15 protein-coding genes are annotated in these 14,166 nt (G+C 71.7%); 10 read left to right on the forward strand and 5 right to left on the reverse strand.

Annotation, left to right across the window (positions count from 1 at the left end; translation table 11 throughout):
• The first annotated feature begins 116 nt into the window (after positions 1 to 116).
• From EL493_RS22585 to EL493_RS22600, 4 genes are all read left to right on the forward strand, one after another.
• The gene (locus tag EL493_RS22585) at positions 117 to 323 is read left to right on the forward strand and encodes a hypothetical protein (RefSeq protein WP_019047611.1); all 207 of its coding nucleotides are present in this window, start codon (positions 117 to 119) and stop codon (positions 321 to 323) included.
• Positions 324 to 507: 184 nt separating this feature from the next.
• Positions 508 to 1,302, forward strand: coding sequence for a serine hydrolase (locus EL493_RS22590; RefSeq protein WP_019047612.1), 795 nt, complete (start codon positions 508 to 510; stop codon positions 1,300 to 1,302).
• Positions 1,303 to 1,505: 203 nt separating this feature from the next.
• Positions 1,506 to 2,930, forward strand: coding sequence for an NAD(P)/FAD-dependent oxidoreductase (locus EL493_RS22595; protein ID WP_022566746.1), 1,425 nt, complete (start codon positions 1,506 to 1,508; stop codon positions 2,928 to 2,930).
• 222 nt (positions 2,931 to 3,152) lie between these two features.
• Positions 3,153 to 3,920, forward strand: a complete 768-nt coding sequence (locus tag EL493_RS22600) for a hypothetical protein (RefSeq protein ID WP_198041134.1) — start codon at positions 3,153 to 3,155, stop codon at positions 3,918 to 3,920.
• A gap of 111 nt (positions 3,921 to 4,031) precedes the next feature.
• On the opposite strand, the gene EL493_RS22605 is transcribed toward EL493_RS22600, so the two are convergent.
• From EL493_RS22605 to EL493_RS22620, 4 genes are all read right to left on the reverse strand, one after another.
• On the reverse strand, positions 4,032 to 4,721 hold the full coding sequence (locus EL493_RS22605; protein WP_019047615.1) for an urease accessory protein UreD: 690 nt from the start codon (positions 4,719 to 4,721) through the stop codon (positions 4,032 to 4,034).
• Positions 4,711 to 5,418, reverse strand: coding sequence for an urease accessory protein UreG (gene ureG, locus EL493_RS22610; RefSeq protein ID WP_019047616.1), 708 nt, complete (start codon positions 5,416 to 5,418; stop codon positions 4,711 to 4,713). Before ureG ends, EL493_RS22605 begins: the two co-directional genes overlap by 11 nt.
• A gap of 35 nt (positions 5,419 to 5,453) precedes the next feature.
• Complete coding sequence (locus EL493_RS22615) at positions 5,454 to 6,104, reverse strand: urease accessory protein UreF (protein ID WP_019047617.1); 651 nt, start codon at positions 6,102 to 6,104, stop codon at positions 5,454 to 5,456.
• Between the two features lie 74 nt (positions 6,105 to 6,178).
• Complete coding sequence (locus EL493_RS22620) at positions 6,179 to 7,648, reverse strand: MFS transporter (RefSeq protein ID WP_019047618.1); 1,470 nt, start codon at positions 7,646 to 7,648, stop codon at positions 6,179 to 6,181.
• 90 nt (positions 7,649 to 7,738) lie between these two features.
• Between EL493_RS22620 and EL493_RS22625 the strand changes: the two genes are divergently transcribed.
• The 3 genes from EL493_RS22625 to EL493_RS22635 all read left to right on the forward strand — a co-directional run bounded on the left by EL493_RS22625 (position 7,739) and on the right by EL493_RS22635 (position 10,215).
• The gene (locus tag EL493_RS22625) at positions 7,739 to 8,431 is read left to right on the forward strand and encodes a TetR/AcrR family transcriptional regulator (protein WP_019047619.1); all 693 of its coding nucleotides are present in this window, start codon (positions 7,739 to 7,741) and stop codon (positions 8,429 to 8,431) included.
• 69 nt (positions 8,432 to 8,500) lie between these two features.
• Positions 8,501 to 9,481: a zinc-binding dehydrogenase gene (locus tag EL493_RS22630; protein WP_019047620.1), complete on the forward strand. Its 981-nt coding sequence runs from the start codon at positions 8,501 to 8,503 to the stop codon at positions 9,479 to 9,481.
• Positions 9,482 to 9,543: 62 nt separating this feature from the next.
• On the forward strand, positions 9,544 to 10,215 hold the full coding sequence (locus EL493_RS22635) for a class I SAM-dependent methyltransferase (RefSeq protein WP_019047621.1): 672 nt from the start codon (positions 9,544 to 9,546) through the stop codon (positions 10,213 to 10,215).
• Positions 10,216 to 10,289: 74 nt separating this feature from the next.
• On the opposite strand, the gene EL493_RS22640 is transcribed toward EL493_RS22635, so the two are convergent.
• Positions 10,290 to 11,510, reverse strand: coding sequence for a DUF418 domain-containing protein (locus EL493_RS22640; RefSeq protein ID WP_019047622.1), 1,221 nt, complete (start codon positions 11,508 to 11,510; stop codon positions 10,290 to 10,292).
• A gap of 139 nt (positions 11,511 to 11,649) precedes the next feature.
• Here EL493_RS22640 and EL493_RS22645 point away from each other — a divergent pair, with 139 nt between their 5' ends.
• The 3 genes from EL493_RS22645 (at position 11,650) to EL493_RS22655 (ending at position 14,159) form a co-directional block, all read left to right on the forward strand.
• The gene (locus EL493_RS22645) at positions 11,650 to 12,051 is read left to right on the forward strand and encodes a hypothetical protein (protein ID WP_019047623.1); all 402 of its coding nucleotides are present in this window, start codon (positions 11,650 to 11,652) and stop codon (positions 12,049 to 12,051) included.
• Between the two features lie 71 nt (positions 12,052 to 12,122).
• Entirely contained in the window at positions 12,123 to 13,109 is a 987-nt protein-coding gene (locus EL493_RS22650) for a zinc-binding dehydrogenase (protein WP_019047624.1), read from the forward strand.
• A 123-nt stretch (positions 13,110 to 13,232) separates the two neighbouring features.
• Positions 13,233 to 14,159 (forward strand): acyl-CoA desaturase, encoded by a 927-nt coding sequence (locus EL493_RS22655; RefSeq protein ID WP_019047625.1) that lies wholly within the window; start codon positions 13,233 to 13,235, stop codon positions 14,157 to 14,159.
• Positions 14,160 to 14,166: the final 7 nt, after the last annotated feature.

The raw sequence follows: 14,166 nt of genomic DNA on the forward strand, positions 1-14,166 counted from the left end.
ATAGACCACACCGCAACGCCTTCGCGGCCGCGCCTGCGGCACCCCCGAGCGCGGCCGTGGGATCGTTGGCCTTCGGGTGGGACAGTTCGGCGGCAGGCGAAAGGCTGGTCCGGTACATGAGCGCGCAGGTGATTCCCCTGGTTCCCGGTGGCGGCTTCGTCGTCCGACGCGCGGGTGCACGCTGGGAGCTGATCAATTCCCGGCGGTACGGCCCCGATCAGGTGATCCACTCGTGGCCGCTGGATCGCCACGGCGAAGCGTTCGAACACTGCCATCGGCTCAACGGCTGCACCATCGCGACTCCGCACGCGGCCCATCACTGATCGGAATCCGCTGCGGCGCAACGACGATGTAACACACTCCGGATCTCACCTCAAGTAGTGCGATCGGGCGTCAGGTGTGCCAAGGTGGTCCCTCGTGCGTGACCGTTCCCCTTCCACCCGCGTCGTTTCCCGGGTCGCAGCAACCGCCTGTCTCCTCGCCGCCGCCGGCGTCCTCACTCCGGGGGTGCCGCTGGTGGTCACCGCGGCCCAGGCGGCGCCCCCCGCGTTGACCCAGGTCACGGTGCCCGGGTTCGACAACGACATGAGCTCGCGCATCGCGCGGGTGAACTCCTACCTGGCCGGCCGCCCCGGCGTCGTCGGCTACGTGCTGCGCGATCGCGTCACCGGCGGCACCTACGCCAACGAGCACGCCGAGAACCAGGTGTGGACCGCCTCCACGATCAAACTGGCCATCGCCGCCGACCTGCTCAACCGGGCCAGGGTCGGCGCCATCGGCCTGTCCCCCGACGACCGCACCAACCTCGAATCCATGCTGGCCACGTCGAACGATCACGCCGCCGACGTCCTGTGGAACAAGTACATCGGTCTCGACCGGATGGCCTACAACAACGCGTTCCGGGCCTACGGCATGGTCAGCCTCATCCCGCAGCCGACCGCCTCGGCGATGTTCCCCGACTGGTCCTTCCAGAAGTGCACCGCCGCCGACCTGGACCGGCTGATGAACACCATCCTCGACACCATGCACCCCGACGACCTCGCCTACCTGCTGGACCGGATGCGCTCGGTCGACTCCAACCAGCACTGGGGCGTGTGGGGCGCGGGCGCGCGGATGCGTCCCGGCCTGAAGAACGGCTGGTCGGCCGAGGCCGACGGCTGGGTGGTCAACTCGGTGGGCGTGGCGGGCGACGGCGAGCGCTACACCCTGGCGATCATGAACGCGCTCGGCGCCGACGGCGGCTACACCGAGGGCGCCGAGACCGACACCAAGGTCGCCGAGCTCCTGCTTGCCGGTCGCTGACCCGGCTCGTCCCGTATCCTCGATCACGTCATCGGGTCCGTGGGCCGCGGTGGTTCTCACCGCGACCCACGGCGCCCGGTGAAGGAACGCACCACACCAAGATCGGAACCGGGATCTCGTGGCGACGTCGCATCCGGAGCCGACTACGGTAAACCCTGTCACCACCGTTGCGGGGCCACCCCAGTCTGTCGAGGAGCAGGACGATGAGCACTCAGTCTGTCGGGAACCAGCGGCACCGCGTGGTGGTGATCGGTTCCGGGTTCGGCGGGTTGTTCGGCACCAGGCACCTGCGCAAGGCCGATGTCGACATCACCCTCATCTCGAAGACCTCCACCCACCTGTTCCAGCCGCTGCTGTACCAGGTGGCCACCGGCATCCTGTCCACCGGTGAGATCGCGCCCGCCACCCGGCTGGTGCTGCGCAAGCAGAAGAACGCGCAGGTGCTGCTCGGCGACGTGCACGACATCGACCTGGAGAACAACACGGTCACCTCGCGACTACTCAACCGCGACACCGTCACCCCGTTCGACAGCCTCATCGTTGCCACCGGCGCCCAGCAGTCGTACTTCGGCAACGACCACTTCGCCACCTTCGCGCCGGGCATGAAGACCATCGACGACGCGCTCGAACTGCGCGCGCGCATCCTGGGCGCCTTCGAGCAGGCCGAGCTCGCCACCACCCAGGAGGAGCGCGACCGGCTGCTCACCTTCATCGTCGTCGGCGCGGGCCCGACCGGTGTGGAGCTGGCCGGGCAGATCGCCGAGCTGGCCGATCGCACCCTCGACGGCACCTTCCGCACCATCGACCCCCGCGACGCGCGCGTCATCCTGCTCGAGGGCGCGGGTGCCGTGCTCGGCCCGATGGGCCCCAAACTGGGCGCCAAGGCGGCCAAGCGGCTGGAGAAGATGGGCGTGGAGATCCAGCTCAACGCCATGGTGACCGATGTCGACGCGCACGGCGTCATCGTCAAGGACGCCGACGGCAGCACCCGCCGGATCGAATCGGCGTGCAAGGTGTGGTCGGCCGGTGTGCAGGCCAGCCCGCTGGGCAAGATGATCGCCGAGCGGTCCGACGGCACCGAGGTGGACCGGGCCGGGCGCGTGATCGTCGAACCCGACCTCACGGTCAAGGGCCATCCGAACATCTTCGTGGTCGGCGACCTGATGTCGGTGCCGGGCGTGCCCGGCCAGGCGCAGGGCGCGATCCAGGGCTCGACCTACGCCGCCAAGGCCATCAAGGCCGGCCTCAAGGGCCAGACCCCCGAGCAGCGCGCGCCGTTCAAGTACTTCAACAAGGGCTCGATGGCGACGATCTCGCGCTTCGACGCCGTCTGCCAGATCGGCAAGTTCGAGTTCAGCGGCTTCCTCGCGTGGCTGGCCTGGCTGGCGCTGCACCTGTACTACCTGGTGGGCTACCGCAGCCGGATCGTCACCGTGATCGGCTGGTTCGTCTCGTTCCTCGGCCGCAACCGCGGTCAGATGGCCGCCACCGAGCAGTGGGTCTTCGCCCGGCTGGCGATCGAGGAGGTCCAGTCCGACCAGGCCGACGCCGACGAGCTCGCGGCCGCGCTCGGCGCCCCGCCCGGCAACAACAGCAAGCAGGTGCGCGCGCAGCGCGAGGCCGGCTAGTTCGCACGCCTCGTCGGGCCGGGTGGTTCTCCCGAACCGCCCGGCCCGCGTCGTCCGATCACCCTTCCCACACACGATATTGCGGGCTGCCGTCGTTTCGGACCCATCCGGGTCCGGCCTCGGTCCGAATGCCGGACGTCATATGTGTGACCAAATCCCCAGGATGAAAGGTGATCTATGGCGACGGGGAAACACAGGGCGCCGAGCCCGCAGCGACAGAAAGTGGGGTCGGTCGTCGCGGCGGGAGCGGTCCCCCTGGTCATGGCCCTGATCGGCACGGGCACCGCGAACGCCGATCCCGCGCAGGCGGCGGTGACCCAGACCGAGCTTCCGGCCGGGCCGGAGTTCGACGCGGTGGCGCCCAACGCCACCCCCTATGTGGGACAGCAGATGCCGGAGAACACGCGCAGTTCGCTGGCGTGGTCACGCAGCGGCCCGGAGACGGATTACCTGTCGCCGGTGGGCACGCTGCACGCGCCGACGGCGGTCGCGCCGGTGCCGCCGATCCTGCCGCCGCCGGGGCAGTTCCGCTTCGGTGACCAGCTGGTCCCGGTGCCGGAGTTCGTCCCGGTCGAGACGTCGATCCAGATCAACGACGCGGCGGCCAACACCGAGGCCAACCTCGCGACCTTCCTCGACTCGGTGGGGCTCGAGCGCAGCCGGTCGGACCGGATCGCGTCGGAGACCCTGGGCTCCGCCGCGCGCGGTGCCGCCGTCGGGTCGATGGTGGCCACCCCGTTCGCCATGATGGCGAGCACGGGCGGCGCGGTGGCCGGCCTCGTCGCCGGTATCCCGTTCGTCCCGATCGGCCTGGTCGCGGGTCCGATCCTGGGCGGGATGGCCGGCTACATGGCGGTGTCGGTGCCGTTCACGGTCGTCGGCGCCGGTGTCGGCGCGGCGGTGGGCGCGGCGAACGGATTCCTCGCGCCGCCGCGCGCGGCCGCGCCGGGCGAGATCGCCGACGACTCGGCGGTGCTGGTCAGCGCCTGATCGATGATCCACAGCGATGGGAGCCGGGGTTCGCCCCGGCTCCCATTCGCGTATCAGAAGGCGCCGCTCGGTGGTGCCCGCTCGTTCCGCGCCGAACGGCCTGATCTCGTTCTAGCCGACGGCGGCCGTTCGGTCCGCGCCGGACGGATCGCCCGCGTGCAGGCGGGTGCTCGTGCGGGTGGACAGCGATCCGCCCGCGGCCAGCGGTAGCCGGACCGCGTCGAGCCCACCGGACCAGGCGGGCCGATCGTCCGGGTAGCGCAGTTCGCTGTCGATGGCGCGTGCGGCGCTCAACCGGTCGTCGGTGACCGTGCCGGCGCCGAGGGCGAGGCGATGCCGGAGCAGGGGCAGGTCGTCGAGGTCGGCGATCAGGTCACCGCGCCAGGCGCCGTCGTCCTCGCCGCTGCGGCCCAGCTGCACCCGCTCGCGCAGCCGCAGCCGCGCGTCGGCGGCCAGCCGCACCGTCGTCACCGTGTGATGACACGCGCCACCGGCAACGATCATCGGCTCCGGATCGACATCCAGTTCCGCGCCCGCACCGACCTCGAAGTGCCAGTGCCCCACCGACATCGGCGTCCGCGCGCTCGGCAGCGCGATCGTCGCCGCCACCGACCGCACGGTCAACCGCGCGCCGGGCAGCACCACGACGCGGATGTCGAGCTCGTCCCCGCCCAGCGGGGTGGCCGCGGTGCCGATCAGGTGCACGGTGTCGGCGCCGGTGTACCGCGCGGCCAGGCCGCCCACCGCTTCGATGCGGGGCAGCCTGCCCAGCGCGGCGACGATGCTCAGCTCAGTGCGCAACGCCGGTGGCCGTGTCCTGCTCGGCGGCGTGGCGCAGCTGCTCGCGCACCCACGCCAGCACCGGGGTGGCGGCGGGGTCGTCGGTCAGCGACACCAGCGCGGTCGGTCGGCCCTCGCGGACCTTGGCGGCGTCGCGTTCCATCACGCCGAGGTCGGCGCCGACGAGCGGGGCCAGGTCGGTCTTGTTGACCACCAGCAGGTCCGAGAAGGTGACGCCGGGGCCGCCCTTGCGCGGGACCTTGTCACCGCCCGCCACGTCGACGACGAAGATCTGCACGTCGATGAGGCCGGAGGAGAAGGTGGCGGTGAGGTTGTCGCCGCCGGATTCCACCAGGATCAGGTCCAGCGGCGGGTTGGCCGCGACCAGGTCGTCGATGGCGTCGAGGTTGGCGGTGATGTCGTCGCGGATGGCGGTGTGCGGGCAGCCGCCGGTCTGCACGGCGGTGATCCGCTCGTCGGGCAGGACGGCGTGGCGGCGCAGGAAGTCCGCGTCCTCGGTGGTGTAGATGTCGTTGGTCAGCACGGCCAAAGACAATTCGTCGCGCAGCTGCCTGCACAGGGCGGCGACCAGCGCGGTCTTGCCGGAGCCGACCGGGCCGCCGATGCCGATGCGCAGCGCCTCCCCCGGCACGCGGTGGCGCTTGGGGCGGTCGTGGCTGTGCTCGTGCGGCTCGCCGTCGATCAGATGGGGCGGCATGGTGACTCCTTCTCGGGGACGGGGATTCGGGGAGGCTAGGAGGCGAACAGGGGCATGTCGCGGTGCAGGTGCCGTTCGGCAAGCGCGTCCTGCAGCGGATCCGACAGCGCGGCCAGGCCGCTGACCGCCTCGGCGGCGATCCGGTCGCACAGCGACGCGAGCCGCATGGTGCCCGCGGCGATGGCGGCGGGGTCCAGCGCCAGCAGTCGCTGGGCGGCGGTGGCGGCGCCGGTGAGCGTGGTGTAGACGACGACGCCTGCCAGCTGTTCGGGCTCGGTGCCCGCGGCGGCGCCGACCATGCCGAACACCGTCGACAGGTGCGGCCGCACGCCCGCGGGCGTCCATTCGTGCTGAGGCCACAGCTGTTTCGCCAGCCGCAGCACGCCGCGGCCCTGCGCGCGCGAGGCCGTTCTGGCGGCGGGCGAGGGTGTCCTGGCGTCGGCTTCGAGTTCGGCGCGCTCGGGAGTCAGCGATCCGGCGCAGACCGCGGCGGCCAGCGACGCCGCGACCAGCCCCGAGGTGGCGATCCGCCGGCGCAGGTACAGCTCGACAGTCGCGTTGTCGCGCAGCAGGCCCGCCGCGATCGCCTCCTCGACGCCGCCGGAGTGCACGTGCCCGCCGACGGGCAGGCGTGAGTCGGCCAGCGCGAGCAATGTCGCCAGGCCGGCCGCACCCTCGTTCCGCATCCGCCGATCCTATGCAACCGACCTGGACATCCGCCCGGTGAGGGCGGCCGGTGCTGCCCGGCCGCCTGTCCGGCTCAGCGGGTGCCGCGGGCCGAACGCCAGGCCAGCACCGCCATCGCGATCAGCAGCAGCGCGCCGCCCGCGGTCGCGACGTGCATGCCCGTGACGAAGGATGCGCGCGCCGCGTCGATCAGCGCGGTGTCGCCACCCGCCTCGGCGACGGTCTCGCCGAGCGTGTCGCCGAAGTCGCCGCCGGACCGGAAGACCAGCGCGGCGACCGAGCCCAGCAGCGCCAGACCCAGCGCGTTGCCCAGTTCGAAGCTGGTCTCCGAGATGCCGACCGCCGACCCCGCCCGCTCGGCGGGCACGGCCGACACGGCCACGTCCGACACCAGCGTGAACGAGATGCCGTAGCCGATACCGGCCACCGCCGAGCCCACCAGGTACCAGATCAGCCCGCCGTCCACGCCGACGCCGAGCAGCATCAGGTTGCCGACCGCCGACATCGCCAGGGCGAGGGTGAAGGTCGCGCGCACGCCGAGCGCGCGACCGACCCTGGCCCCGCTCATCGAGAACACGAACACCGCGATCGCCATGGGGATGCCGAGCAGCGCGGCCTGCAGCGGGTCACGCCCGGTGACCGACTGCAGATAGACGCTGGTCAGGTAGCTCAGCGCGGCCAGCGACATCATGCCGACCAGGCTCGCGCCGATCGCCACCCGGAACAGCGGTCGGGTGAACAGGCTCAGATCGAGCAGCGGTTCGGCCAGCTGACGCTGCCTGCGCACGAACACCACCAGCAGCACCGCGCCGATCGCGGCGATCACCAGCGAGGTGATGTCGAAACCCTCGGCGGCGATGTGCTTGATCCCGTACACCACCGGCAGGATGCCGCCGATGGAGAGCGCGACACTGGGCAGATCCAGCGGGCCGAGCGCGGCCGAGCGGTGCTCGGGCAGCAGGAACGGGCCGAACAGCAGCAGGATCGCCAGCACCGGGATGTTGATCAGGAACACCGAGCCCCACCAGAAGTGGTGCAGCAGGACACCGCCGATGATCGGGCCGACGGCCGAGCCGCCGGCGAAGAAGGCGGTCCAGATGCCGATGGCGGTCGCGCGCTCGCGGACGTCGGGGAACAGGCTCGAGATCAGCGCCAGACTCGACGGCAGCAGGGTGGCGCCGCCGATGCCCATCAGCACGCGGGCGGCGATGAGGACTTCCGGGTTCGGCGCGAAGGCGCCGAGCACCGAGGCCAGGCCGAAGACGGTGGCGCCGGCCAGCAGGATGTTGCGCCTGCCGATCCGGTCGCCGAGGTTGCCCATGGTGATGAGCAGTCCGGCCAGCATGAACCCGTAGATGTCGAGGATCCAGAGCTGCTGGGAGGCGCTGGGGTCCAGGTCCGCCGTGAGGGTCGGCATGGCGAGGAACAGCACCGAGATGTCCATCGACACCAGCAGCACCGGCAGCAGCAGCACGCCCAGTCCGAGCCATGCGCGGCGTCCACCGGCCTGCGCGGTGGGCACCGCCGGTTCCAGCTTCGTCATTCCGACATCCTTCCGAGGTTTGCGTACACCGTACGCGGGGAATGGGTACAGTGTACGCATCGACTGGGAAATTCGAAAGCGAGTCATGGGATGACTGATGCGAAACTCACCCGCACCGCGATCGTCGACGTGGCGATCACCCTCGCCGACGCCGATGGGCTCGACGCGGTGTCGATGCGCCGCATCGCCGAGCGGCTCGAGGTCGGCACGATGTCGCTGTACCGGCACGTGGCGAACAAGGACGAGCTGATCGCGGCGATGACCGACGAGATCGCCGCCCGCCACCCCTACCCCGACCCGGCCGGCCAAGGCTGGTCGTGGCGCGACCGGGTACGCATCGCCGCCGAGATCGATTGGCAGCTCTACCAGCAGCATCCGTGGGTGCTGCTGACCTTCGCCGTCCCGCGCTACAGCTTCGGCCCGCAGGGCCTGGCCAGCCTGGCCTGGCTGGTCGACGGGCTGCGCGCCCTGGAGGTGTCGGCGCGCGAGGCCACCACCATGGCGTTCACGGTCTGGAACTACATCTCCGGCGCCAGCCTGCCCGTGGTGGGCGGCGCGCTGCTGGCGGAGCGCCGCACCGCCACCGACGACACGAACGGGCTGCGCGACCTGCTCGAGGGCACGCCCTCGTTCCCGGTGCCCCCCGCGCTGGCCGACCTGGAGGGCGCCGGCGTGAGCGAACTCACCTCCGAGGACCTGCTGTTCCTCGGCCTGGACGCCCTGTGCGACGGTTTCGCGGCCCGCGCCGAACGCCGCGCCGGGGTCGCCACCGAACCTGCCTGACCATCGGCGACCGGTGTGCCGCCCACGCCGACTTGACCTCGAGTGCCGTTCAGGTTGAACAGTATTCGCATGCACGCGATCCGATTGCACGAATTCGGCCCGGCCCGACACCTGCGCTACGAGACCGTTCCCGACCCCGAGCCCGGCCCCGGCCAGGTGCGCATCGCGGTGGCGGCCAGTGGCGTCCACCTCGTCGACACCGCGCTGCGCCGCGGCGAACCCGGGCCCTTCCCCCTCCCGGACCTGCCGACGATTCCGGGCCGCGAGGTGGCGGGCACGGTCGACCTGGTCGGCCCCGGCGTCGATCCCGCGCTGCTCGGCACCGCGGTGGTGACCCACCTGGGCACCGCGCCCGGCGGCTACGCGGAATCGGCGGTGGCCGACGCCGACCGGCTGCTGCCGATCCCCGGCGGTGTCTCGGCCGCCGCGGCCGTGGCCCTGGTCGGCACGGGCCGCACCACACTGGGCATCCTGCAGTTCGCCGACCTGGGTGCCGACAGCGTGGCGGTGGTGACGGCCGCGGCGGGCGGCATCGGCACCCTGCTCGTGCAGTACGCCCGCGCGGCGGGTGCCACGGTGGTCGGGCTGGCGGGCGGCCCGGACAAGGTGCGCCGGGTGGCGGCCGACGGCGCCGACATCGCCGTCGACTACACCGCCGACGACTGGCCCGCGCAGGTGCGCGCGCAGCTCGGCGGACGCGCGGCGACCGACGTGTTCGACGGCGTCGGCGGCGCGATCGGCGCCGCCGCGGTCGACCTGCTCGGCCCCGGCGGCACGCATCTGGTGTTCGGCTGGTCGGCGGGCGCGCCGACCGAGGTGGACCCGGCGGCACTGGCGGCGCGGGGTGTCACCTCCCGGTCGGTGCTCGGGCCGCCGATGGTGGAACGGGCCGGTGGTGATCTGCTCGTGCTGTCGCGGCGGGCGCTCGCGGCGGCCGCCGAGGGACTGTTCGTCCCCGCGGTCACCGAATTCCCGCTCGCCGAGGCCGCCCGGGCCCACGACGCGCTCGAAAATCGGTCGACGACAGGCAAAGTCGTGCTCATCCCCTGACCGGCGGCGACTCGCCGGGAGGCCGTACGGCGGGCCGTGGCGCACTGGTGGAGACTGGAAGGATGACCGCCGCGCAGCCGCCCGCCGACCGCCGTCTCGCCGACCGGGCGCTGGCCGCGAATGATCCGACCGGTTGGTTCGAGCCGCTCTACGCCGAGGCCGCGGCGGGCACCTCGGTGGTCCCCTGGGACCGGGCGGAGCCCAATCCGCTCCTGGTCGACTGGCTGCGCGACGCCCCGCAGCCCGCGGGCACCCGCGCCCTGGTCATCGGCTGCGGGTACGGCACCGACGCCGAATTCGTCGCCGCCCAGGGCATCCGGACCACCGCGTTCGACATCTCCCCCACCGCGATCCGCGGCGCCCGCGCCCGTTTCCCGCAGTCGCCGGTCACCTACAAGGTGGCCGATCTCCTGCACCCGCCCGCGGCCTGGCTCGACGCCTTCGACCTGGTGCTCGAGTCCATCACCGTGCAATCCCTGCCGCCGGGTGTCCGCGCCGACGCCACCGCGAACATCCGCTCCCTGCTCGCCCCCGGCGCCACCCTGCTGGTCATCGCCGACATCGCCACCTCCCCGATCCCCGGGCCACCCTGGCCCCTCACAGCCGGCGACATCGACGCCTTCGCCACCCCCGACCTCACCGCGGTCCGGGTCGAGCGACTGCCCCGGCCCGACGCACCCGGCCGTCAGCGCTGGCGCGCCGAGTTCCACCGACCCTCACAGCCGAATCCATAGCCGCCCAATGCTTTCCGACTGAATCGGCTCAGCTGCGGGCCGGGTTTCGCAGGAATTTCATACGCGGCGGGCGATCACACGGATCGGGCCTTCGTCTCGTCGGCGCGCCGCCGCCAGGGCGGGATCGTCAGGTAGGTGGCGGCGCGCAGCAGCCATTCGACCGGGCCGTAGGGATGCCCGCGCAGCCACCAGGTGCTGAGGGCGAGCTGGGCGGCGAAGGTCAGGAGGCCGATCGCGACCACGCCCAGGGGTGGGATGTCGTCGGCGAGCGCGAAACCGTAGCCGGTGTACACGACCATGAGGACCACGGACTGGCCGATGTAGTTCGACGCCGCCATCCGGCCCGCCGCACCGAGCGGCGCCACCCATCGCGCGGTCGGCGCCCACCACGCGAGCCGCAGGACCAGCGCGATGTAGGCGAAGGTCATGGCCGGGGCGACGCAGTACTGCAGCCAGTGCAGCACCGCGGGCGCCTCCCACCAGCGCATCGATTCGGCGAAGGTCGCCGCCGAAATCGGCAGCCCGAGTCCGAGCCCGATCACCAGCACCCGCGGCGACCACCGGCGCAGCGTGTCGGCATCCTCGAAGAGAGTGCGTTGTCCGGCCGCCATGCCGAGCAGGAACGTGGCCAGGCTGGGCACCCCCTGGCCGAACCAGATCAGCAGCAGGAACACCGGCGCGAGCGCGGTCTGGGCGGCGACGGTGTCGGCGAAGGCGCCCGTGTAGTCCGCCGAGATCTTCGGCAGGTTCACCAGCTCACCGAGGGCGAGCACGCCCGGTTTCCCCGCGAAGACACTCCACACCGACCACGTCGCGTACAGCACGACGCCGGTGATCACCGCGGTGCGCGGGCGCAGCTTGCGCAGGGTGATCAGTACCAGGCACAGCACCGCGTACAGGGTGAGGATGTCGCCGATCCACAGCAGATACACGTGCACCAGCCCGATCGTCAGCAGCGCGGCGCAGCGGCGTAGCAACCGCCGCACCGGCGCGACCCCGGCCCGTTCGGCGGCGGCGATCTGCAGGGTGAACGAATAACCGAACAGGAAGGCGAACAGCAGGTAGAACCGGCCGGTGAACAGCGCGTCGACGGTGGCGCGCACCAGCTGGTCGACGGTGCCGCCGAACAGCGACACCGGATACTGCTTCGTGCCGATCACCGACCACAGCGTGGTCGCCACGATCGCGTTGGTGAGCAGGATGCCGAACAGCGCGAAGCCGCGCAGCAGGTCGACCTCGGCGATCCGCCGACCGGACGATGTCGCGGGCGGCCGCGTCCCCAGTGCCTCTGCCATGGATCGAGCCTAGGCAGCGGCGGGCCCCGGCTCGTCCCCCTCGGGAGCGATTTCCGGCGCGGGTTCCTCACCCCGTCGGGTCACTCCTGCGGCGTATTGACTTCTCCGGCAATCCGGTTCCGCGGCCTAGAATCACCGCGTGGACACCCGAACCCCGCCCAGTCCCGCCGTGCGTGCCTCCGTGGAGTCCGTCCACGCCGACCTCGCGCACTGGCTCGGCACCGCCGCCCCCGACGCCGTGTTCGACCGTTTCGCCGACGCCCAGCACGACACCTTCACCATGGTCACCACCGCGGGGGAGATCCTCGCCAAGGCCGAGCTGCTGCACGGCCTGCGCGGGGCCCGCAACGCCCAGCCGGGACTGACGATCGAGATCGCCGAACTGGAGAGCCTGTTCGACGACGGGTCCACCGTGGTGATCCGTTTCCTCGAACGCCACCACGTGGGTCCGGTGACCACCGCGCGCCGCGTGACCGCGGTCCTCGACGCCACCGGTGACCGTCTGCGCTGGCGCACGGTGCACGAGACGCCGCTGGCCTGACCTGCGCGACACCGGGGCGGTGCCACAATGGGACCCGACGTGCAGTGACTCGCAACCAGACGGAGGCGGACATGCAGGCAGTGGTGATCGACCGGTTCGGCGAACCGAAAGACGTGCTCACCGCCCAGGAGGTGCCGCCGCCGGAGCCGGGTCCGGGCGAGATCCGGATCGCGACGATCCTGTCCCCCGTCCACAACCACGATCTCGCCATCATCCGCGGCGTCTACGGCTACCGGCCGCCGCTGCCCGCGATCCCCGGCACCGAGGCGGTGGGGGTGGTCGACGCGCTCGGTCCCGGCGCCGTCGGCGTCGAGGTCGGCCTGCGGGTCGCGGTGGCGGGCGCGCGGGCGGCCTGGGCCGGCTTCTTCCTGGCCCGCGCCGACCAGGTGGTGCCGATGCCGCCGTCGGTGCCCGACGAGACCGCCTGCCAGCTGCTGGCCATGCCGCTGAGCGCGCTCATGCTGCTCGACGACCTGCGGGTGCAGCCGGGCCAGTGGATCACCGTGAACGCCGCCAACGGCGCGGTGGGGCGGCTGCTGAACCTGTTCGCGCGGCAGCGCGGCGTGCGGGTGCTGAGCCTGGTCCGCGGCCCCGCGTCGGTGCGGGCGCTCGAGCAGTTCGGGTACGGCCCGGTGATCGACACCGAGACCGACGGCTGGGCCGACCGCGCCGCCACGGTCACCGACGGCGAGCCGGTGGTGCGGGCCGTCGACCAGATCAGCGGCCCCGCCGCGGGCGCGCTCATGTCGCTGCTGGCCCCCGCGGGCGAACTGATCTCCTTCGGCGCGCTGTCGGGTCAGCCGCTGATCATCGACACCGGCGCCGTCATCTTCAAACAGGCTGTCGTCAAGGGTTTCTGGGGCCAGAAGCGCAGCGCCGAGATCGACCGCGCCGACTACCGGCGCCTGATCACCGAACTCGTCGGCCTGGCCGCCGCGGGGACCCTGCGCCTGGACGCCCAGGCCGAATTCCCCCTCGACCACGCCGCCGACGCCGCCGTGCTGTCGGAGACCCCGGGCCGCAACGGCAAGGTGGTGCTGCGCGCGAACGCGGGCTGACCGGCCCGCCATCCACAGCTCCTATCCCACGATCGAAGCCCGCGGCGACCGCGCGCCGTGGGCTTCGTCCGTTGTTACGGTCCGACTGTCCGGCAACCGGATCGGCGACCTGACGAGGGTGAGATGACGCGAGACGACACCGCGCCGCGGAAGAAGACGATCAGCAACCCCTACATCCACCGCCTGCAGCGCAGGCACTTCCTGCTGTTCGACATCGCGCCGATCGTGGGAACCCTGGCGGCACTGGGCTTCCTGTTCGTGCGCCCGTTCGGCGCCGTCGAGTTCGGGCTGCTGTTCGCGCTGTGGCTGGCGACCGGACTCGGGATCACCGTCGGCTATCACCGCCTGTTCACCCACCGCACCTTCCACACCACGCCCGCGGTCGCCGCGACACTGGCCGTGCTCGGTTCGATGGCCGGGCAGGGCCCGGTGGTGTCGTGGGTGGCCTTGCATCGCCGCCACCACGAGTACAGCGACCGCGCGGGAGACCCGCACTCGCCCAACCTGTCCGGCGACGGCTGGGTGGGCGCGCTGCGCGGCCTGGCGCACTCGCATTTCCTGTGGATGCGCCGCCACGAGTACCCGAACGTCGTGCACTACGCGCCCGATCTGATCAAGGACCGTGCCCTGGTCCGGGTCGCGCGGCTCTACTACTGGTGGGTGGGCCTGGGTCTGCTGATCCCGGCGGGGCTGGGCGGCCTGCTCACCCAGAGCTGGACGGGCGCGGTCAGCGGTCTGCTGTGGGGCGGGTTCGTGCGGATCTTCCTGCTCGAACACATCGTGTGGGCGATCAACTCGTTCCTGCACCGGATCGGCACCAAGCCCTACCGGTCCCGCGAGAACAGCCGCAACGGCGGGGTCTTCGCGCTGGTCACGCTCGGCGAGTCCTGGCACAACAACCATCACGCCTTTCCCGAGTCACCGTCGTTCGGATTGCACTGGTACCGGCTCGATCCCGGCTACTGGCTGATCTGGACGCTCGAAACCTTCGGCCTGGCCTGGGATCTGAAGATCCCCTCGGCCGACCGCCTGGCCGCCAAACGCGTATGAGGAGCAG

The sequence above is a fragment of the Nocardia asteroides genome (assembly GCF_900637185.1).
Classification (GTDB): Bacteria; Actinomycetota; Actinomycetes; order Mycobacteriales; family Mycobacteriaceae; genus Nocardia; species Nocardia asteroides.